The sequence below is a fragment of the Streptomyces sp. CoH27 genome, assembly GCF_020181035.1.
Lineage (GTDB): Bacteria > Actinomycetota > Actinomycetes > Streptomycetales > Streptomycetaceae > Streptomyces > Streptomyces camelliae.
Genome location: NZ_JAIQYY010000042.1, coordinates 19,009 through 39,924, shown reverse-complemented (window position 1 = coordinate 39,924; position 20,916 = coordinate 19,009). Strand labels below are relative to the sequence as shown.

General features: G+C 69.1%; 18 protein-coding genes and 1 pseudogene. 10 read left to right on the top strand and 9 right to left on the bottom strand.

Going from position 1 to position 20,916, the window contains the following annotated elements; translation table 11 throughout:
- Positions 1 to 97: 97 nt before the first annotated feature.
- Positions 98 to 1,357 carry an IS701 family transposase gene (locus tag LE548_RS40645; protein WP_225102076.1) on the bottom strand — a complete coding sequence of 420 codons (1,260 nt, stop codon included), beginning with the start codon at positions 1,355 to 1,357 and terminating at the stop codon, positions 98 to 100.
- 240 nt (positions 1,358 to 1,597) lie between these two features.
- On the opposite strand from LE548_RS40645, the gene LE548_RS40640 reads away from it, so the two are divergent.
- Positions 1,598 to 2,176: a chloramphenicol phosphotransferase CPT family protein gene (locus LE548_RS40640; protein ID WP_225102074.1), complete on the top strand. Its 579-nt coding sequence runs from the start codon at positions 1,598 to 1,600 to the stop codon at positions 2,174 to 2,176.
- Between the two features lie 329 nt (positions 2,177 to 2,505).
- Here the strand turns inward: LE548_RS40640 and LE548_RS40635 are convergent, their stop codons facing one another.
- Positions 2,506 to 3,618 (bottom strand): ABC transporter substrate-binding protein, encoded by a 1,113-nt coding sequence (locus LE548_RS40635; RefSeq protein ID WP_225102073.1) that lies wholly within the window; start codon positions 3,616 to 3,618, stop codon positions 2,506 to 2,508.
- 390 nt (positions 3,619 to 4,008) lie between these two features.
- On the opposite strand from LE548_RS40635, the pseudogene LE548_RS40630 reads away from it, so the two are divergent.
- Positions 4,009 to 5,466: pseudogene (locus LE548_RS40630) on the top strand (NF041680 family putative transposase).
- A 32-nt stretch (positions 5,467 to 5,498) separates the two neighbouring features.
- On the opposite strand, the gene LE548_RS40625 reads toward LE548_RS40630, so the two are convergent.
- The 4 genes from LE548_RS40625 to LE548_RS40610 form a co-directional block, all read right to left on the bottom strand.
- A complete protein-coding gene (locus tag LE548_RS40625; RefSeq protein WP_225102072.1) occupies positions 5,499 to 7,985 on the bottom strand; it encodes a DEAD/DEAH box helicase in 2,487 nt (828 codons plus the stop codon).
- A gap of 63 nt (positions 7,986 to 8,048) precedes the next feature.
- The gene (locus LE548_RS40620) at positions 8,049 to 8,621 is read right to left on the bottom strand and encodes a hypothetical protein (protein ID WP_225102071.1); all 573 of its coding nucleotides are present in this window, start codon (positions 8,619 to 8,621) and stop codon (positions 8,049 to 8,051) included.
- A gap of 621 nt (positions 8,622 to 9,242) precedes the next feature.
- Positions 9,243 to 9,647: a hypothetical protein gene (locus LE548_RS40615; protein ID WP_225102070.1), complete on the bottom strand. Its 405-nt coding sequence runs from the start codon at positions 9,645 to 9,647 to the stop codon at positions 9,243 to 9,245.
- A gap of 465 nt (positions 9,648 to 10,112) precedes the next feature.
- The gene (locus tag LE548_RS40610; protein WP_225102069.1) at positions 10,113 to 11,324 is read right to left on the bottom strand and encodes an MFS transporter; all 1,212 of its coding nucleotides are present in this window, start codon (positions 11,322 to 11,324) and stop codon (positions 10,113 to 10,115) included.
- 164 nt (positions 11,325 to 11,488) lie between these two features.
- Between LE548_RS40610 and LE548_RS40605 the strand changes: the two genes are divergently transcribed.
- From LE548_RS40605 to LE548_RS40575, 7 genes are all read left to right on the top strand, one after another.
- Entirely contained in the window at positions 11,489 to 12,094 is a 606-nt protein-coding gene (locus LE548_RS40605) for an ABATE domain-containing protein (protein ID WP_225102068.1), read from the top strand.
- A gap of 440 nt (positions 12,095 to 12,534) precedes the next feature.
- Positions 12,535 to 12,864 carry a transposase gene (locus LE548_RS40600; RefSeq protein WP_225102067.1) on the top strand — a complete coding sequence of 110 codons (330 nt, stop codon included), beginning with the start codon at positions 12,535 to 12,537 and terminating at the stop codon, positions 12,862 to 12,864.
- Positions 12,852 to 13,286, top strand: a complete 435-nt coding sequence (locus tag LE548_RS46250) for an IS3 family transposase (RefSeq protein WP_225102066.1) — start codon at positions 12,852 to 12,854, stop codon at positions 13,284 to 13,286. The genes LE548_RS40600 and LE548_RS46250 overlap by 13 nt, the downstream gene beginning before the upstream one ends.
- A complete protein-coding gene (locus tag LE548_RS46810) occupies positions 13,283 to 13,624 on the top strand; it encodes a hypothetical protein (protein WP_374116244.1) in 342 nt (113 codons plus the stop codon). Before LE548_RS46250 ends, LE548_RS46810 begins: the two co-directional genes overlap by 4 nt.
- Before the next feature lie 305 nt (positions 13,625 to 13,929).
- On the top strand, positions 13,930 to 14,448 hold the full coding sequence (locus LE548_RS40585; RefSeq protein ID WP_225102064.1) for a hypothetical protein: 519 nt from the start codon (positions 13,930 to 13,932) through the stop codon (positions 14,446 to 14,448).
- Positions 14,449 to 14,836: 388 nt separating this feature from the next.
- Positions 14,837 to 15,808: a phosphotransferase family protein gene (locus LE548_RS40580; RefSeq protein ID WP_225102063.1), complete on the top strand. Its 972-nt coding sequence runs from the start codon at positions 14,837 to 14,839 to the stop codon at positions 15,806 to 15,808.
- Between the two features lie 72 nt (positions 15,809 to 15,880).
- Positions 15,881 to 16,576 carry a hypothetical protein gene (locus tag LE548_RS40575; RefSeq protein ID WP_225102062.1) on the top strand — a complete coding sequence of 232 codons (696 nt, stop codon included), beginning with the start codon at positions 15,881 to 15,883 and terminating at the stop codon, positions 16,574 to 16,576.
- 5 nt (positions 16,577 to 16,581) lie between these two features.
- On the opposite strand, the gene LE548_RS40570 is transcribed toward LE548_RS40575, so the two are convergent.
- The 3 genes from LE548_RS40570 to LE548_RS40560 form a co-directional block, all read right to left on the bottom strand.
- Entirely contained in the window at positions 16,582 to 17,517 is a 936-nt protein-coding gene (locus tag LE548_RS40570) for a hypothetical protein (RefSeq protein WP_225102061.1), read from the bottom strand.
- 888 nt (positions 17,518 to 18,405) lie between these two features.
- Positions 18,406 to 19,092 carry a hypothetical protein gene (locus tag LE548_RS40565; protein ID WP_225102060.1) on the bottom strand — a complete coding sequence of 229 codons (687 nt, stop codon included), beginning with the start codon at positions 19,090 to 19,092 and terminating at the stop codon, positions 18,406 to 18,408.
- 365 nt (positions 19,093 to 19,457) lie between these two features.
- On the bottom strand, positions 19,458 to 20,057 hold the full coding sequence (locus LE548_RS40560; RefSeq protein WP_225102059.1) for a TetR/AcrR family transcriptional regulator: 600 nt from the start codon (positions 20,055 to 20,057) through the stop codon (positions 19,458 to 19,460).
- A 61-nt stretch (positions 20,058 to 20,118) separates the two neighbouring features.
- Between LE548_RS40560 and LE548_RS40555 the strand changes: the two genes are divergently transcribed.
- Positions 20,119 to 20,916, top strand: a 798-nt coding sequence (locus LE548_RS40555; protein WP_225102058.1) for a class I SAM-dependent methyltransferase, incomplete at its 3' end; no start/stop codon positions are given.

Genomic DNA, 20,916 nt, shown 5'->3' with positions numbered 1-20,916 from the left:
GGTCGGTGAGTTCATGGCGGCGTATCACACCCACCATGATCCATCACGAGATGATCTTTGAAGACGGACCCTAGTACTCCGGCCGTAGATGTGAACTTCATGATTGAACGGCGGCCTGGCGTCGGTAGTGGCTGCGTTGGGCGCGGGCTTGGTGGCGTCGGCGCCAGGTGGACCAGCGCAGTCGATGGGCGAGGTCGCGGGTCGGCCGTGCGATCAGGGCGGTGAACAGGCGCTGGATCTCGTTGCAGGTGAGCGGGATCAGCCCGTTCGGGCTGGTGCCGTCGTCGGCCAGGGCCTGGTCGCGGCGTTCGAGGGCTGCGGTGATGGCGAGGAAGGCGTGGGCAAGCAGGGCCAGGGTGACCCAGCGGTGCCAGGAGTCCCAGCGGCGGACCTGGTGCTCGTCCAGTCCGGTCAGGGTTTTCGAGCTCTGGAACGTCTCCTCGACCGTCCAGCGGCTTCCGGCGACCTTGACGAGGGTGGACAGCGGCACCGGGCGGGGCGCATAGCAGCGGTAGTAGGCGAGTTCGCCGGTGCGGCGGTTGCGGCGGATCAACAGGTGCTGATGGCCGGCCAGGCCGGGGGCGGTGATGGCGATCTGGGCCCAGTCGTACGAGCGGCGGCCCTTCGCACCGCGTCCGGCGGACAGCTTCTGCCAGGCCGGCTTGGGGATCTTCTTGGCCAGGTGGTCGGCGCGCTGGCCTCCGGCCGGGGTGGGGACGCGGTGGGTGCTGGAGACCGCGGGCACGTAGCCGAGCTGCCGCCGCTCCAGGGCGGCGCGCAGGTGCGGGTTGTAGCCGTAGACCTCGTCGTCGGCCGCCCATTCGGCCGCAACTCCCGCGTCCAGAGTGCGCTCGATCATCTGTCGGGCGAGCTGCGGCTTGGTGGCGAAGCCGACGTCGTTGGGGACGGCGGCCTGGTCGCATCGGTCCGGGTCGCTCGTCCAGGACTTGGGCAGGTAGAGCGCGCGATCGATGGCGGCGTGTCCGTGGCGGGAGGTATAGGTGAGGTAGACGGCGACCTGGGCGTTCTCGATCCGCCCGGCGGTGCCGGTGTACTGGCGCTGGACGCCGACGGTGCGGGTGCCCTTCTTCAGTTCGCGGGTCTCGTCCATCACCAGCACGGCCTGGTCGTCGGCCAGGTGCTCCAGTACGAACGCGCGCAGGTCGTCCCGGACGAGGCCGGCGTCCCATTTGGCGCGGCCGAGCAGGTGCTGCAGGCCGTCGGGGGTGGCGTCCCCGGTGTGCTCGGCGATCGTCCAGCAGTTCTTGCGCGGCAGGTCCGCCAGCAACCCGAGCACCAACTGCCGGGCTCGGAGCCGGGGTTCGACCCGGCAGAATTGTCCCGCGATCCGCTCCATCAGGCCCTCGAACATCGCCCGCCAGCGGGCAGGCACTACGCTGTGACCTGCGGCCACCGCTTCATCGTCAGTCCACACACCTCACGATGATCGCCGGTGGCCGCAGCCGTCTCCGCATCAGGTCCCACCGACTCGATCACACTCCATGTTTGGATCGGGGTCTCTTGCGAATCCCGCTGGTCGCCGAGATCCGCTGGAGATCTCCTGAGCGCGGCGTCGGCAACGTGTGATCATGCCGATATGGCATCTGGTCGGATCATTTTCCTCAACGGCACCTCCAGCTCGGGGAAGTCGAGCATCGCCAGGGAGCTTCTGGGCATCCTGGACGATGGTGTCTTCTTCCACATGGCGGTCGACGGCTTCAACGCGATGCGCAGTAAGCGGGAGCTCGGGGCGGAGGAACTCGATGCCGCGCTGCGGCGGACCAGGATGGGCTTCCACCGCTCGATCGCGGCCATGGCGGAGGCGGGCAACGACATCGTGGTCGACCATGTGCTGAGCGAGCCGTGGCGGCTGCTCGACTGCCTGACACTGCTGCGGCCCGAGGACGTGTTGTTCGTCGGTGTCCACTGCCCGTTGGACGAGCTGGCCCGCCGCGAGCTGGCCCGGGGCGACCGCCCGCCGGGCCTCGCGGCGCACCAGTACGACCTGGTCCACGGCCACGGTGACTACGACCTGGAGTGCGACACCAGCGCGGCAAGCCCACGTGAATGCGCGCAGCGGATCAAGGAGTTTCTTCCGCACCGCCCCAGCCCCACCGCCTTCACCCGCCTCCGCCGACGCCACCTGACTGACGGCCTGGAACCGCTGACGGCGTGAGGCATGCCTACTCGGCCGTTGGTTCGCTCGTGGCCGGCACCTGAGTCCCGGGGCTGATCGTCCCCAGAAGCACGGTGGCACCACCGCCACCAGCTGCTGCTTGACATCCATAGGGGCATCAAACTCGCCGTCCGCTACAAGGCGACCGTGCTGGTCGCGGCCATCAACGAGTGGCTGTGACCAGCACGGTTGGAACACGCCATGACGCCGATTGCCTCGCGATAGTCCGAGAATGTGGTCGTGGCTCCCGCCGCGAAGCTGAGAACCCGCATGGGCGCGTAGACAGCCTCAAGTTCGACAGATCTGGGCAGTCGGTCTTCCGCGCTTTCTCAGCCGACGTGGAGGATACGAAAGCGATCGGGTTCCGCCGGGTCCCGATCAACGACTTGGATTGGTGTCCAAGCCCATTGCCACACGCTGATGCCCGGCGTGCGGGAGAACCGGATCGGCCCGCGGGTGCCCTCGACCGCCACGCGCGGCCACGACTCAGCGATGACCGCCCGGTCCGTACCATGGGAACGCAGCATCGAGGCGAGGACGGTGACAGTGTCCCAGCCCTCGAAGGCGACGAAGGAGGGCGCTTCGCCCAGCCGCTCGCGAAGCTCCTTCCCGACGCGTTCGCCGAGCAGACCGAGGCGCTCGGGCAGGTAGCGCAGGAACGGGATCCCAGAGCCGCCCTCGCCCAGCGCCCCCGCCCATTCGGCGAACTCCGGTTGTCCGGCCGGAGCGCCGATCAGGATCTCCGCGAGCCGCCGGTCGCCCCGGACGGCCCTGACGATCGGCACCGCTGGCTCCGGATGGCCGACCAGCAGGAGGAGCGCCGTCGCGCCGTGGTCGACGAGCGCGTCGCACAGGGCCTCGGGGGTGAGCTCGTTCGCGTCGAGTTCGACGACGGTGCCGCCGCGGGGGGCGAGGTGGTCCCGCAGGACGCGGGTCCCGGACGCCCAGTAGACGCTCGGCTGGGTCACCACGGCGATCCGGCGCCGGCCCGCATCGAGGAGGAAGTCCGCGTAGATCCGCCAGCCGTGGGACTGGGCCGGGGCTAGGCGCGCGACCCACTCCGTCGGCTCCTCGGTGAGCGCGTCGAGCACCGCGGAGGAGCAGAGGAACGGCACGCCGAGGGCGTCGGCCCGGGCAGCGGCGGCGCGGGCGACCACGCTGTGGTACTCGCCCGCCACGGCGGCCACACCCAGGTCGGCCAGTTCGTCCACGGCCGCCGCTGCCCGGTCCGGATCGGCCGCGGTATCCCGGACCACCAGCTCCAGTGGTCTGCCGTCAATCCCGCCGGCGTCGTTGACCTCGCAAAGGGCCAGGTCGAGTCCTGCGAGCAGGTGTCGGCCCGCCTCAACCCAGCCGGGCCGCGTCAGCGGCACGAGAGCGCCCAGGCGGACGGACGACCCGCCTATGTGCTCGGCTCCGGATGGCGAGGGCGGCATGTTCATCGGCTGGCGTCTCCCTTGGGACGATGCGGTCGCAGTTCGCCCGGATCGCGCGCCAGCCGGGGCCGGTGATTTGCGTTCCTCACGTCTCGCCGCGGCGGCGCGCGCCCGGGTGATCATGTCGGTCATTGGATCCACGACCATCGCCAATACGCAACCGACTTTTCGTTCGCTGAGCTGCCAACCTTCATCATCATCGGCACCAACGAACGAGGGCCTGCACCTCAGAAGCTCACTTCCGAAACACGCCCTAACTTGATCTTTAACGTCCGACGTCGAATGGTGCGTCGAACTTGATCACTCGGCCCGGTATCCGCCGTACACGCAAGCGGCCTTCGTCTGAACATGTGCTCCGACCAAGGAACACACACGTCCAGCACGAAGGCCGTGAGGATGAGTCTGCTGCATCGCGACGCCCGGCAAGCGCCATTGGCGGAACTGTCATGCTTCCGGGGCGAGTTCTACTCCTGTCTCACCGCTTGTTCGGACGCGTTGTCCGAGCTGGCCGACGCCATTCTGTGCGGCGACGGGCCGGTGAGGTCCCTGGCCGGGCTGTCGCTGGTCGGCGAACACCGACGCGGTCATGGCGGGCTCTACCAGGCTGTGGCCCGCGGCCGAGTGGATACGGACCAGCTACGTCGGGTACTGGCCGAGACGCCACTGCCACGGGCCGACGACGGCCGGCTGGTCCTGGCCGTCGACATCACCTGCTGGCTGCGGCCCGACGCACACACCTGACCACAGCGGATCCTGTGTCACACCTACGGCCGGGGCAAAGACCAGCACATCCCGGTCCAGGGCTGGCCGTACTCGATCGTCTGCGCACTGGAACCCGGCCGCAGCTCGTGGACCGCACCACTGGACGCACTCCGTCTTGCACCAGGTGACGACACCGCCACCGTCACGGCCCGCCAACTGCGCGATCTACTCCAACGGCTGATCACAGCAGGGCAGTGGCAGACGGGCGACCCGGACATCCTCATCGTCGCCAACGCCGGATACGACGCACCCCGTCTCGCGTTCCTGCTCAGGGACCTGCCGGTGCAGGTGCTGGCCCGGATGCGCTCGGACCGCGTCTTGCGGCGGGCCGTCCCGCCCCGGCAGCCTCCCACCCAGGGCCGGCCGCCCCGGCACGGCAGCGAGTTCGTCTTCGGCCAGCCCGACACCTGGGGCACCCCGCATACCGAGACTGTCACCGACACACGTCTTTACGGCACCGCCAGAGCCCGCTCCTGGGACCGGCTGCACCCCAGGCTCACCCACCGCTCTTCATGGGCAGTCGCCGACGGCACCCTCCCGGTCGTCGAGGGAACGGTCATCCGCCTGGACATCGACCACCTGCCCAGCGGAGCAACACCGAAGCCGGTCTGGCTGTGGTGGTCGGGCACCGACGCCACCGCGGCGGACGCCGACCGTCTCTGTCAGGCCTAGCTGCGACGCTTCGACATCGAGCACACCTTCCGCCTGTTCAAACTGACCCTCGGCTGGACCACCCCGAAGATCCGCACGCCTGAGGCCGCCATCCGGTGGACCTGGCTGATCCTCGCGGCCTACACCCAATTCCGTCTCGCCCGCCCACTCGCAGCAGACCTGCGTCACCCATGGGAGAAACCAAGCCCACCGGACAGACTCACCCCCGCCCGCGTCCGCCGCGACTTCCGGCACATCCGCCCGAACACCGCCTGCCCGGCCCAAGCCCCGAAACCCTCCCGCCCCGGCCCCGGACGACCGCTAGGCCGAAAGAACACCCGGCCAACCAAACGCCACGACGTGCACACACCCCACAAGACACAGCCGACGAAACGACAAACGAAGAAGCCAACCGCCCCGAAACCGTGCCGCAAAGGTTAAAGATCAAGTTAGGGAGCCGGGCCCGGCGTCGTCTATGTCCAGCGCATGCCGATCGCCGTCAGCTGCTCCACCCGTTCTGGTGACAGGCCGGCGGCCCGTGAGCGTTGGTTCCCGATCCACGACCCCAGCTTCAGGTCCCGTTCCTCCCGGTCCCCGCCGCCATTACTGATAACGATCCGTTCGACGTGCCTTCTGGGTACCCGGAGGTGTCCTTCGCGTTCGTAGTACTGGCGGGCGGCGGTGTAGTTCATCGCCCATCGGTCGGATTGCGCACGGCGCGGCTTCGGCTTCTCCTCCTCGGCGGCGGGCTCGATGCCGAGAACGTTCTCGCACATCCACTGCTGCACGGCGGTGAGTTTGTCGAAGCCGAGCTGCTGCTGGTGTACCCATCGCCCGAGATCTTCGCCTTGGCGCACGACCTTGCCCGGCGCAGTCGGGAGCGTGCCGCCGGCCTCCAGGTGTCGGCGGACGAGGTGGAAGATACGCTGCCACTCCACCGGCCAGGTGGGGCACCACGCCGGGTCGATGTCCTCCAGTTGCTCGCGTCGCTTGGCCGACAACGTTCCGGCGCGGGCGTCGGCTCGTTGGTTCTTCAGCCAGATGCCGACCTTGTGGCCCCGGTGGACAGCGTCGAGCGGCGCCATGAGGTGCCCGCTCTCCTTGGCCCACCCGCGTGCAGCGGTGAGGCCTTCTTCCCATGCGACGTCGCGGTGCGACCAGACCATGCCCAGCTTCTCCAGCTGCTCGATGCGTCCGGCGTCGAGGCGGCCGCGGGCGTAGAGCCGACGGGCGTCGGCGATCCACTGTCCGAGCGGAAAGTCGGCGAGCGAGGCCGGCCACACCTCCCGCACCTCCTCCTCGCCCTGGCCCTCGCTCGGGCTTTCGGCTTCCTGCGCCTGGCCGTCGGGGACGCGGTAGGTGAACGGCACCTTCAGGTCGCCGTATTCACGGGCGTAGATGACGGCGGCCTCCATGCCGCGCCGCCAGTGTTCCTTCTCGGGGTTGAGCACCCTCAGGTTGATGAACGCGGCGAGGGTGGCCGGGTCGCGTGGGGTGCTGAACTTCAGCAGCGCCCGCGCGGGCACTGAGATGAGGCCGCCTTCATCCTCGGTGCTCTCTGCGTCCTGGCCTGCTGTGCGGCTCTGGACGCCTTTGGAGCGGCTGGGCGCCTGCGGTACGGCCAGTGCTTCCACGATGCGGGCATCGTGCGCCCGCAGGGCCTCCAGGAGCTTGGCCAGGCCGCCGTACGCCTTGCTCGTGAGCATGTTGTCCGCGGTCTCGCCGGGTCCGAGCAGGATCGGCACCACGAGTGAGGCGACCTTGCCCTCACCTGGCTGGATGCGCAGGGCACGGCCGACGGCCTGGACGAGGTCGGGCATGGAGCCGCGGACGTCGGCGAAGTACACGCTGTCGCAGTTCTTGGTGTCGACGCCTTCGCCCAGGACCTTCGCCGATCCCAGGAAGCGCCTGGCCGCGCTCGCGCCGCCGCCGGCGAACTCGTCCAGCACGCGGCGGCGGTGGGCCGGCGGGTGATCGCCGCACAGCCAGTCCGCCCAGACCGCGCCCGGGTACGACTCCGGATCGTCCGCGTGCAGGCGGGCGGCGACGTCGGGAAGGCCGGCCGCGAAGGCCTCGGCTTCCTTGACCAGGTGGTGGAAGACGAGCGTCCGGCGGAAGTCCTCCTTGGCCGACGCCTTCACCAGCGCGGTCTGCAGAGCCGCGATCCGCGCCCCGCGCACCCGGTCGGAGCGGCTGTCCTCGCCCAGGAGCTGCGCGGCCTGAAGCTGGGTGTCGGTGATATCCACGCACACGACCTGGTACGGCGCGCAAACCCCTGAGCTGATCGCCTCGGACAGCGTCAGGGTGTAGCACCTGCTGCCGAACGGCCCTTCCGGATCATCCTCCATCGACGCCACCAGCTCACCCGGCACGCCCGGCTCGGCGTCGTCGTCCAGCTGCCACAGCCGCGGCGTGGCCGTCATGTACAGCCGCCGCAGAGCAAGGATCCGGGTGTTGTCGTGGACGGCCGCCCACGGCTTGCCGATCCGCCCCGAGGTCCGGTGCGCCTCGTCCACGACGATGAGGTCCCAGCCCGGAAGGCCGGCCGCGTGCGCCCGCTCCAGCGTGCCGAGTCCGAGCGAGGCGTACGTGGCGAACACCGTCACCTTGTCGAACGGCCGCACCCAGTCGACCAGCTCCTCAACCGCAGTGGTGTTCGGGAAGACCGCCTGATCCCCGCGCAGCGACGACACCCCGATCATCAGCCCCTTGCGACCTCCCTCATGCCACTCGGCCTGGGTCTGCGTGAGCAGGTCCAGAGAGGGCACCAGCACCAGCACCCGGCCCGCCCCCAGCTCCTCCGCGCTGCGCACGGCAACCAGGGTCTTGCCCGAGCCGGTCGCCATGACCACCTGCGTCCGCAGCCCCCGCTCGGGCACAGTCGACCGCACCGGCAGATCGAGCGCGCGCAGCACCGCGTCGACGGCCTCGCGCTGATGGGGACGGAGGGACTTCGGCACGCTGCCGCTCCTTTGCGGGGGTCTGCTGTCTGTGGCGTGGTGCGGGTGGAGGTAGCGCGGGCGTCAGGACACCTTCAGGTGGAGCTCGCGTGCTTCGTCGTAGAAGGCGCGGGCCGCGTCCTGGTCGAGGTAGAGCCGGCGAGCGCAGTGCTGGCCGCCTTCACTCTCGCCCGGCTGGGGGTGGGAGACGGTGGTGAAGGTGACCTGGTAGATCGTGACCGGATCCCGGCTGGTGCGGAACGTGCGGGTGATGAAACTGATGGACCGCCGCGCCCTGGTGGACTCGACGGCCAGGGACTCCGTGATGACGGGGGAGGCGGTGAGCGTCCCGTCGTCGACGGCGCGCAGCAGGAGCCGTGCGGTGTCGTTGTCCACGTACACACCGGCGGGCTCGGGGTCGGTGGTGTCGATGCCTTTGTCCGTCTCGGAGCCGCGGAGGAAGCGCAGCATCTGGTCCGGCCCGACGGGGCCTTCGAAGCTCTCGGGCAGCGCACGTGAGACAGTGCGGCGGACCCAGGCCGCACGGCTCAGGCCGGCGGTGCCGGCGGCCTGCTCGATGTTGCGGAGGAGGCTTTCGGGGAAGTTGATCGGGACCTTCGGGCCGATGACCGGGCGGCCGGGGCTGGCACTGCTCATGAACGCCTCCCGAGATTTTGGGTACTCGCAATACGCCAGGCTCACTCAATTTTAGGTACCCAGAAAGCTCTTGTTGTCAGACCCACTTCCTACTCTCTGTCATTGCTGTGTCACGAATAGTGGCGAGTGGTTCGGAGGGAGAATCCCGTGGCGGTTCCGGTTCAGCGCACCACCGGTGTTGATCTGCAGAAACTGGTCGATCAGGTCCCCGCATGAGCGGCGGCGAAGGGGTTGCAGCCCCTGGCTGCCGTCCCGGAGGGAACGGGCCGGCACGTGCTGCTGACGGGGCATGGTCAACGCCGAAGGGTTCATCGACCTCGCCGACACGTGCGGCGCGCGGGTGCTGTACTTCGACGGCGAAGTGTCCGTCGCGGAAGGGTTCGCCGTCATTGAGGACGACGACGGTCTCGTCGAGGACGGAGCCAGTGTCGAGGACCAGCTGAGCGCCGAGGCTCATTGCGAGCTGAAGCGGCTGCACCGAACCGCGCACGCTCGCGCCGGGGAGATCACCGCAGTGTTGATGTGCTTCGTGGCCGGCGGCCTGCCCCACTACTGGGGTGAGACGGCCACCTGGCACACCGATCTCCAGGACGCCTGGACGCCTTCACCCAGCAGTACTGCCTATCCGCCGGCGAACGCGCTCAGGACGCCCGCCTGCGGGCCGACGCCGAGGTCGAGCGGATCGCAGCCGAACTCGCCGAAAATCCGGAGTTCCAGGCCGCAACGAAGCGATCCCGCTACCACGGCATCGCCGTTGGCGCCTGCCCCCCGCCCGCCGGGGCAGACGATGAGGAATTGCACGAACACCAGCGCATCGTCCGCTGGGCCACGAGCCAGGCAATCGAAACCGTCGAGGAAGCGTTCCGCCGCATCTACGCAGGCTACGAGCGGGATCTTGAGGCCCTGGCCGACGAGATCACCCAGCAGAACGTCCTCGTCGGCATCACCACGGTGAGCGCACGAACCCTGCTCGTCGGCGAGTTCCTCACCGCGAAGTGCGGCGGCTACCGCGCCGAAGCGGTTCATGGACCTGCTGATGCTCAGGCCGCAGCTCCGACGCCCGCAGAAGACGCGGACGGCGAAGGCCGAACTACTGCCGTTCGACTGAGTTCCCCGGAACTACCGGGTGGGATGCAAACCTGTGCTTCCGGCCGAAGCAGCCCGTAGCCCGAACAGCGCGGCCGTGCACCTATGCACGATGGGCTGGCAGCATCTGCCCCGAAACGCAAGGGGCCTCACAGACCCGCTGGCACCGGGCCCTGTACTGCCGGGACCGGTTCCACCGCGGACTGGTCCCGCTGTACTCACCGATTGCGAAGAGACCCCTGCGGCCCTGTGGGATCCGGGGCTGGCGTCCGATGCGTAGGGAGGTGCAGCGTTTGGTGGTCGGGTTCAGGACTGCCGCTTTCAGCGGGGCGGCCTGGCTCGCGTCACGCAGAGGGCACGTGGGCAGGCCGGCCCTCGCGGCGCCGGCAGGACGGGGCCGGCTGCCTAGTGAAGCTTCCCGGCGGACGCCGGTACTCGTGCGTCTGCGGCGGCCGTGGTCTCCCGGCTTCGCAGGACGTGACGGAGCAGGGCCAGACCGGCCAGCAGTGCGACCAGGCCGCACACGCCGTTCCAGCCGAAGGCGGAGTAGGCGCGGACACCGAGCCACGAACCGGCGCTGCCGCCCAGGAAGGCGCAAGTCATGTATGCGGTGTTGAGCCGGGCTCGGGCCTCCGGTCGCAGAGCGAAGATGCGGGCCTGGTTGGCGACCTGACCGGACTGCATGGCCACGTCGAGCAGCAGCATCCCCGCGCCCAGGCCCACCAGCCCGACGGCGCCGCCCAGGCGACCGGTGAGCAGCAGCGCCCCCGCCGCGATGGCGCCCAGCATGCACACCAGGTTCACGGCGTCGGGGCCGCGCCGGTCGGTGCACCGGCCGGCAATGGGCGTGGCGAACATGCTGGCCGCACCGACCAGGGCGAGCACGCCCACGGCCGGGGTGCCCAGGTCGTAGTGCGGGCCGGTGATGAACAGGGCGAGCGCGGTCCAGGCGGCGCTGAACGCGGCGAACACCAGGATCTGGTACTGGCACGAGCGGCGCAGCAGCGGTTCGGTGCGCAGCAGGTGCAGGGAGGCCGCCAGGAGCGCCGGGTAGCGCTGGTCGGTGCTGGGCGTCGTGTGCGGGAGGGCGGCGGCCAGCGCGAGGGTGAGGATCAGCACCATGACTGCGGCGACGAGGTAGGGGGCGCGCCAGCCCAGCCATTCGCCGAGGGCGCCCGAGAAGGTGCGGGCCAACAGGAGCCCGCCGATCAGGCCGGAGAGCAGGGTTCCGGTGACTGCGCCGCGGCGCTCCGGGTCGGTCAGGCCGGCCGCCATGGGGATGAGGATCTGCGGCACGACCGTGGTCAGGCCGACCAGGGCGCTGGCGACGGCGAGGACGGGCAGGGAGGTGGCTGTCCCGGCGAGCACGAGCCCCGCGCAGGTCACCAGCAGAAGGGTGGTGATCAGTCCGCGGTGGCGGAGCCGGTCTCCGAGGGGGACCAGCAGGAAGATGCCCGCGGCGTAGCCGAGCTGGGCGCAGGTGACGACCACGGCCGCGGAGGCGGGGCGCACGTGCAGGTCGTCGGCGATCAGCGGGCTGATCGCCTGGGGGAAGTAGATGTTGGCCACCGCGATGCCGCAGGCGACGGAGAGGAGCAGGATCAGGGGCCGGCTCAACGCCGGCGACGCTGTGGAGGAAACGCCTGGAGCCACGACACACCTCGACGAGCAGGAGAGGAAGGAAGGTACGAGAACGGGAGGTGACGACTCGCCACCAGGAACCGGTTTAACCGGTTCCCTCAACGTACCAGTAAAACCGGTTCCGCAGTAGGCTGTTTCGCATGGCTGTCTCTCCCGCACCGCCGGTTTCCCGCTTCCGCAGTGGATCCGGACGTCTCTGCCTGGACTTCATGCGCACCCTGCGGCTGCGCGGCTTGGACGGTGTCACCGAGGAGCTGGACACCCCCGAGGCCCTGTCCGCCTGGGTCGTCCAACTGGGGCCGTACCCCGACGACACCGTCGTCCCGGTCCCGTCTCAGGCCGTGCTGCACCAGGCGCGGGAGGTGCGGGAGGCCGTGCATGCGCTCCTGACGGCGGCCCGCGGCGACAGCGGCCCCGCCGGATGCCCTGCGGACGACCGTGCGCGGCTGAACCAGGCGGCCGGCGCGGCGCCGCCGGTGCCAGTGCTCGACGAGCACGGCACGCTGACCTACACCGCGGCCGACCCGGTCGGCGCGGTTCTCGCCGACATCGCCCGCGATGCGCTGACCCTGGCGACGTCCCCCGTCCTGGAGCGGGTCCGCGCCTGCGCCGGGCCGACCTGCGCCGCCTGGTTCCTCGACACGTCCCGCCCGGGCAACCGGCGCTGGTGCTCCATGGACACCTGCGGGAACCAGGCCAAGAAGACCACGTGGCGGACCAAGCACGCGTCGGGGACGATTTCCTGAACCATCGTCATAAGGCAGCCTCGGCGACCGCTTCCAGCACGCGTGTGCACGCCACGGCGTCGGCCGCCCCTGCGCCTTCCTGGTCCTCTTGGGTCCAGTCGGCCAGCAGGGCGGTCGCCGCATCACCTGCAGCCGGTGGCCGATGAGTCTCCGTCAGTACTCCGTGCTCCCGCGCCGGCGTCAGATCACCGCCGTGCACCTGGAGCGTTCCCCGCGTCCCCTCAAGACGCAGGCGGATGCCGCCGGGGCGTGACGACCACCCCGTATGCAGGGCCACGGGGGTCGAGCCCCACTCCAGGAGCGCCGTGCCCCCGGCATCCCCCGGTCCGCCCGTCGGGAGGGGGCGGAGCGAGGCGGCGCGCACCGTGAGGCCGGCCTCGGGGCGCAGCCAGCGCAACAGGTCGACGACGAGTCCGTGAAACCAGGGGAAGCAGAGGTTCATGGGGTCCAAGCAACAGAAGTACGATGCCGAGTTCCGTGAGGGTGCTGTACGCATCGTGATCGAGACGGGGAAGCCGATTCCGGAGGTCGCCGAAGACCTCGGTGTGCATCCGGGGACGCTGCACAGCTGGGTGTCGCGGTGGCGGCGCCACGGGTCGGCGTCCTCCGACCGGCCCGCTCCGGTCGCCCCGGGCGGCCGGCTTCGCGATACCGAGCGGGCTGAGCTGGAGCGGCTGCGGCGGGAGATGAGCGAGAAGAACAAGCGCATCCGCGAGCTGGAGATGGAACGTGATGTCTTCAAACGCTGCATGGCCTTGTGGGTGAAGTAGCTGCCGCGGACCCGGTCCGGCTGGCAGGGGTGATCAGCGACTGCAAGGCCGAGCAGAACATTCCGTACACCGTGACGTGCCGCGTGCTGGGCGTGAGCGAGTCGTGGATCTGCAAGTGGAAGGGCAAGCCTGTCACCGCTCGTGAGGTGCGGCGCGGGAAGCTGGCCGATGCGATCCCGCACATCTTCGATGCCTCGGGCGGCACTTACGGCTTGCCGAAGGTCTGGATCATGCTGGTGCGCCAGGGCTGGAGGGTGTCGGTGAACACCGTCGCCAAGCTCATGACCGAACTCGGCCTGGCGGGACGGAAGATCCGCAGGCGCCGGGGCCTGACCCGGCCCGGCAAGCGGGCTGCCGCCCGGACTTCGTGCGCTGGGACTTCACCGCCGAAGAACCGGACCTCGTCTGGGCAGGCGATATGACGGAGATCGATACAAGCGAGGGCAAGTTCTACCTCGCGAGGGTCATCGATCTGTTCTCCCGCCGTCTGCTCGGCTACGCGATGGGCGAGCGACACGGCGCCGAGCTGGTGGTCGCGTCCCTCAGCTTGACATGTATCCAGTGCGGCGGGGTTTCGTGCCGACGTTGTGGTGGGCGGGTCGGCTGTATGCCTCGCCGGTCACGAGGACTCTGCCCACGTCGTGACGGTTGGCCAGGCGATGGTTCTTCGAGCCTTGCGGTTCGGCCGGGCCCGGGGCGGGACGGTTTCAGTGCACCAGTTGGCGAACCGGGAGGCTGTCGCACAACCTGCGCTCGGTGAAGGTCAAGGGCGAGCTTCACCGACTACTGCCGACGGCGCTTCACCGACAACCCCCACCTGCCGGCTTCCACCCTCTTCGAGGAACTGGTCGAACTCGGCTACCAGGGTGCCTACTCCACCTTCACCCGAGCACTCCGCCACCACGACCTCCGGCCCCACTGCGACACCTGTCACCAGGCGAGACACACGAAAGTGAACGATGAGCAACCCGCTCCGCCGCCACCGCCAGCGGGACTCGCGGACGGCCCTCCCAGGACCTCCGAAAACGACACGCCAGGCGTTCTGCCTGCGACTATCGTGCATCCGTGACGCTGACTGACACTGAGATGGCCGCCCTGATCGCACCCGCCGGACTTCACTTCGTGCAACGGCGTCGGGACGACGTCCTGCTGCCGCCGCTGCCTCAGGGTTACTCACCCGCGAGTGCCCGTCCCGAGCACGGGCGATTCGATTCCCACCCAGACGAGATCGCCGACGTCGACGCCCCGGACATGGCCGACAAGATCAATGCGAGTTGGTATCGGATGGCAACGGAATACGGGCTCTTCGACGAAGACCGCGAGTTCCTCCTCGGCGTCGACTACAACACGCACTCGGAGGACGAAGGGCCCCAAGAGGACGACTGGGCCTGGGTGCGCGTCCGTCTCCTCGACGGCTGGGACTTCGTGACGAGCGAGGTGGCCCAGCTACGGAGCGGGATGGCGACGCTGTTCACCACGCGCTTCGTGCCGGAATTCACCGCGGTGTCACTGGACGGGCGCACGATGATGAACACCACCGTCTGGGGAAACGGCACCGTCAGCACCATCGCCATCCGCCCCTAACGATCTACTGGCGGAACATCTCTCGTTGTGACAGTGAACTCAGTCGGCCGAGGTCAGAGCGTCGCCTTCGACTATCTTCACTGACCAAGGACATCCGTGGCGGGCGACCGCCCGGTTCAGCCCGAGCGGCGCTTCGGCGGCGAGCCGGTGTGCAGGGACTCCCCGTACGCCGACTGGGGCAGCGCCAGGAGGCGTGCCTTAAAGGACGTTCTGAACCGCTTTACCCGATTCGACCGCGGGCTCGGGTCAGGTTGATAGGGCCCCCACCCCTCGCTATGGATGCGGACAGACCTGCTCGCCCAACTTCCCCACCCACCACCTGCACGCGACTCGCGGACAGGCCCATAAGGGCTCGCGCGTGCCGCCGTCCGGATGATGAGGTGGCACGGTGACCAATCATGATGAGGCGGCGACTGTCCGACCGTTGACACTGGCCTGGGTGCGCCGGCACCTGAAGGCCGGCGAGCGGATCGTCGGAGCCGAGGCGCTGCACGGCGGCGCCACCGCCGACATGCGGAGGCTGACGATTGGCACGCGGGACGGAGGCACCCGGCACCTGGTGCTGCGCTCCTTTGTCGGCCCGACCCGGCAGGGGCCGGCCGAGGACCTCCTGCGCAGGGAGGCCGACGCCCTGACCGCGCTCACCGGCACCGGCGTGCCGGCTCCGGGACTCGTCGCCGTCGATTCGACCGCCGCGCACTGCGAGTACCCCTCGCTCCTGATGACCCACCTGCCGGGCCGGACGGTCCTCGACGACGAGGGGCTGGAGACGCGCCTGCCCCTGCTGGCCCGTCAACTTGTGGCGGTCCACGCGGTGCGGCCGGCCGTCCGGCCCCGGGAGTACGTGGCGCTGACGACCGCCGACACGGTCGTGACTCCCGAGGGCGCCGACGGTGCGGTCTGGGCCGCCGCGATCGACGTGATCCGCAAGCCCGCGCCGCGCTACGAAGGGCGGTTCCTGCACCGGGACTTCCAGCCCGGCAACGTGCTGTTTGACCTGCCGCCCGAGGACCTGGCCGGTGCCGCCGGTGCCCGGATCACCGGCGTCGTCGACTGGGCGGCGGCCTCCTGGGGCCCGGCGGACCTCGACGTTGCGCACTGCTCCACCAATCTCGCGCTGCTGCACGGCCCGGCGTGGGGCCTGCGCTTCACAGAGGCGTACCAGGAGGCCGGCGGGATGCTGGCCGCAGCCGCGGACGAGCGGCTGTACTGGCAGATGCGGGAGCCACTGGCGTTCTCGGAGGAAGTGCAGTGGGTGGCGCAGCCGTGGCGTAAGGCAGGACGGACCGAGCTGACGACACGAGCCGTGGAGGAGCGGCTGGATGCCTATGTCACCTCCCTGATGGACGCGCTGGGCTGAGCCAAGGCGGTCCGGGCGCGGCCCCGACCTCATCGTTTACCGCTCAACCCCGTGGGGGATCGAGCAGACCCTGTGATTTCGGGCATCCCCATCAAGGTGGGCTGGTGGCGCGGAATGACGGAATCGCCCGGCTGGTGCCGGGCGAACGAGGTCGACCCTATGCTGATAGTCGTGCAGGTACTGGGCAAGAGCAGCGAGGACGAGATGGTCGCCTGCTTCTTGAGCGGCGAGCTGTCCAGCCAGAGGTTCGGCCAGAGCCTTCGTTCCCATCTGGCGGTAGCCGAGCAGACCGAGCAGTTGCTGACGCATCCAGACCTCTCCGACGCTGGAGCGAACTTCGCACGTCGCGCTCTGCTCGCTGCGACGCGCGGGTACGGCGAGAACCGCGACCTGTTCGAGAACTTCCCCAATCAGGTCACGTGGACCAGGGCACTCCTGTCCGCCAGCGAGGCGGCCAGCGTTCGCTACATCGACTACTCCTACTGGTTCGAACTGTCGGGTGGCAGCCGTCGGCCGACCGACGCGGCCGCACGCATCAAGGCAGGGCTGCGGGCGTTCGACGTGCCCAACGAACCGTTCGTCGACGCAGCCCAGGCGCTCATCAGAGGCGAGCGGTTTCCGCCGCTCATCCTCGTCGGCGAGAGGCAGGACAACCTGGTCTGCCTTGAGGGCCACCTGCGTCTGACCGCCTACGCCCTCGTTGGCTTCCCGACCGACATCGAGTGCCTGATCGGCACCGCGCCGGCCTTGGGACGCTGGGCGCAATAGACCAGTCACCTCGGGTTACGTGGGCTGATGGTGATCTTGCCGTCCTGGGCGGAGCGTGCGGCAGCGGCCAGACGCGGGTCCTGGGATCCTTGGATGCCTGCGACCTCGGACGGTTCGAATGCTGACGGAACATGTAGGGCCCTGCCGGCCAGCAGCACTCTCGCCTGGGCGTGGGGGTCGTGTGCCCCCTGTGGGGGCGTGACGCGCAGGTCTTCGAAGTAGCCCGGCCCCGGCCAGATTGTCCCCAGGACCAGGACGGGGGCCCGACTCACGTCGCTGAGCACAGTACGTAGGCCCGCGGCGATGGGTTCTCCGTGGTGTGGGTCGAGCAGGTAGTGGTGGGCTTCGTTGAGCCAGACCACCGTCTTCGGGCCAACTCGGGAGAGGCCCCCGAGTGCGGCTTGCGGCCGTTCCGGTTCGATGGGGTGCCACAACCGCCAGTCGGGCGGCAGGTGTTGCACGGCTTCGAAGCAAGCGCGGGTCTTCCCGGTCGATGATGTACCCACCAGCATGACCAGGCGGCTTTGCCCTGCGGCGGATTCGGCAACGATGCGCTGCAGTTCCACGTCGTGTGCGCGTTCCACGTACGCAGGCAGCCCGGTCGCACCGTCCATGGTGATGACGTGGTGCACTTCCAGGTCGTACGGATCAAGCTCCCTGATGGGACGGCCCAGGGGTTCGAAGAGCTGTATCTGTGTCCACAGCGCAGCCGCCTGCCGGCCGCCGTGCGTTCCGTCGGCTCCGCTCATCCGCGTCAGCACGGTGAGCAGCGCTACTACATCCGCCTGCTTCGCCGGCACGCTGAGGTCGCCGATCAGCCGGTTGATCGTGCCTCTTGAGGGGCTGGCAGTCAGCGCATCGTCGTCGGCCGCGGCCGCGGCCATCTCGTCCAAGGTAGGCGCGCCAGCGGCGAGGTAGGCCTCGTAGATCAAGGTCTTCAACGCGCGCAGCGGCCCGGGCGGCAGCGTCGGTCGACGTATCAGACGCTTGGCCCCCGTGGGCCGACCAGCGCCCGACCCGGTTCCTGTCCCGTCGCGCTTCATCGCACCATCGTGCCCATCACGGCACTCCGAACGCTGCTGAACTGCGCAAATTCCATGCGGCAGATCAGCCCTGATCGCATCTCATCGTGTGCCAGTCCACCGCCTTGAAGGTGAAGAGCAAGCCGGCCGGCTATCCCTGACGACGACAAGGTGAGGACACACCACCGTGCCTTCTCCATCACGCCGCGACAACTTGTCCCGCACCGAGGTACGCAAGGCCGTCATCACGAGCGTCATCTCAACTCTCCTGCGCTTCTTCCTCGACCGGCTTCGTGACCTGACGTGAGAACCGCTGCGAACGTTGGGTCGGCTATCGCTACGGCTACTCGGGCAACGGCTGCCCATGCCCTGGCGCAGCGACGAGCTGGTGACCGCTGATCCGAGTGGCTTGAGGACGCGCTGGCCAGGGCGAGGGGGAGAACCTCGTGCCCGTACGATGCCGGTGTGACCGCTCGCCGCACCCTTGGCGTCGGCCCGGAGGCCGCGCACGGCATCCGAGCCCCGCAGGCCGACTTGCTCGCCTCTCTTCCCTCAGTCCGTCTCCCCGACCTTGACGAACCGAGGGCCCGAGGTGAGCTTGGCAATCATCCCGCAATGTCCCCGACCCCGCGGCGGACCCTCGGAGCCGGCGGCCGCGCCGACGAAGCCGTGCCATACGGCGTCCTCGGACAGGGGTGAGGCGGCCGCCTGGTAGCCATCGTGTCCACCGCCCCGACCGTTTCCTGCACTGCTGCGATGGGGCGTTCGTCTGCCGTCACGCCGAGGGCTACGCAGGTCGCTGATCCGTTACTGCCGGGCCGCCGCCTGTTCGTCAGGGGCGGTCACGGTGGCGGCTTTGCCGTCCTGCAGTTGCTGAAGGCGTTTGAGTGTCGCGGCGAGCATGGTCTGTGTGCCCGAGGGGTCGCCTGCGGTGCCGCCTTCGATCCGTACCCGGATGTTGACCTTGCCCGAGCGGACGTACCCGTAGACGGAGTCGTCGCTGAGACCGGGGTTGATGACCAGGGTGTTTTCGTCGCCCACCGGCTTCTTGGGGTTCTGCTGCTTGCTTGTCTCGGTGCCCTTCCACGTCGTGTACTGGCGGTGGGCGTCGTCGGCCGACTTGAAGAGGCAGATCTCTATGTACGCCATGTCGTTCGTGGAGCCGTTGTACTCGTACGAGGAATCGCCGCCGCGGACCCAGCCCGCCGGCGCGGAGGTGGCCTCCTCTGTGCCGTTGCAGTACTGCCCTTGCGTCACCGACTTGTCGCCGTGAAGGGACCAGCCGGGAAGGGTCTCGCCGTCGCCGAGCAGGGCCTGCGTGATCTGGGCCTGGGTGAGTTCATTCGTGATCGGCTTCAGGGCAGGAGCGGCGACCGGCTCGTCGCTCTTCTGCGTGCCGGAGCCGGAAGCCGGCTTGTCGCTGCTGGAGGAGCAGGCGGTGAGCGCGGCAATCCCGACAAGGGCAGTTAAGAGGGTGACGCGTGCACGTGACATGCACACAGCCTATCCAGTGTTGATCAACAAGCTGTGGGGCTTTCTGCCGTCCTGCAAACCCACTGAGGGGACAGCTGCATCAGGGCCGAGACAGCACCAGCACCGCAGCGCCGACACGCGCCGTCGGTGCCTGCTGCGGCGCGGGTCACTGGGTGACCCGCGCCGGGGCAGCATGCTGTTTCGCCGTCAGCAACCGCGAGTGGCGTACGTGTCGTCGAAGGGACGCTCACCGGCGCGGGTCAGCCCCTGTTCGTCGATGAACCCCGCGTTAGCAGCACCTGCGGTCGGTGCAGTCCCGGGCGCTTCTCGATCATCCGGCCTCTTGGACGCAGTGCAATCCTCCGTCACCTGGCCGGCGCCCAGACCTACGACTGGGGTGGTCGCAAGGCGCCGGCGATGACGGTGGTCACCATCTTGCGGACGGCGGCGGTCTGCGGTGGGGCGCTTGTCCGGTCGGCGAACAGCAGGTGCCCGGCCCCGACGAGGGTGGGGGCGAGTGTGTCGATGTCGGCGTCACCGGTCAGGCGGCCCAACTCCCGCTCGGCGGTGAGATATGCGGCGATCATGGCGGTGCCTTGCATGGCGAGTGGGATGCCGGTCAGACCGGCCTCGCGCAGCCGGGCGCGGAGGCCGTCGCGGAAGGTGATGAGCGCGACGATTGCCACCGTGACGGGCCCGAACAGGTCCTGCAGGGCGTCGGCGAGGTTGTCCACCACGCTCCCGGTGCCGGCGGCGGCACGCAGGGTCGTGGTTCGGTCCTCGATGTCGCGGACGCGGTCGAGGACGAGTTCCGCCAGGAAAGCGTCGAAGTCGGTGAAGTGCCGGTGCAGCACGCCCTTTGCACAGTTCGCCTCCTCCGTGACCGCCCGGCTGGTCAGCGCGTCGGGTCCGTCCCGGAGCAGGACGCGCTCGGCGGCTTCGAACAACTGGCCGCGCACGTTGTGGATGTGCACCCCTGACGGCATTGTCTCCCTTTCCGCGCCGCCCCGCCTTAACAAGTGGGCATGCGCCCATTAGTGTGGGCGCATGCCCACTTTATCGCAGGGACAGCCGGACAAGTCCGGACCCGAGCCCCACCGCCATCGGCAGACGGCCGAGTCGTTCGGCGTGGACGCCGAACGCTACGACCGCGCCCGACCGCCGTATCCCCAGGCCCTGGTGGACAGGATCGTCGCGGCAAGCCCCGGTCGGCACGTCCTCGACGTCGGAGCCGGGACCGGCATCGAGGCCCGGCAGTTCCAGGCGGCCGGCTGCACGGTGCTCGGTATCGAGCCCGACGAGCGGATGGCTGCCTTTGCGCGACGGAGCGGTGTCGAGGTCGAGGTCGCCAGGTTCGAGGACTGGCAGCCGGCCGGGCGGCAGTTCGACGCGGTCATCGCAGGCACCGCCTGGCACTGGGTGGACCCCGTCGCCGGCGCGGCCAAGGCGGCCCAGGTGCTCCGGCCCGGCGGCCGACTCGCTCCCTTCCACCACGTCCCCCAGCTCCCGGCCGAGCTGATCGACGCCCTCGCCGAAGCCCTCCAACGGGTCGCCCCCGATTCCCCGTTCAACCCCGGCCTGCTGAGAGGATCGGCCATGGACGCCTACCAGCCCCTGTTTGCGAAAATCGCCGACGGGATCCGGCAGACCGGCACCTTCAGCGAGCCGGAACAGTGGCGCTTCGCCTGGGAGCACACCTACTCCCGAGAAGAGTGGCTCGACCAGCTCCCCACCTTCGGCGGCCTCACCCAACTCCCCGCAGACAAAATGGCGAAGGTCCTGGACAGCGCCGGAACCGCGATCGACAAGCTCGGCGGCCACGCCACCATGCCCTACACATCCGTC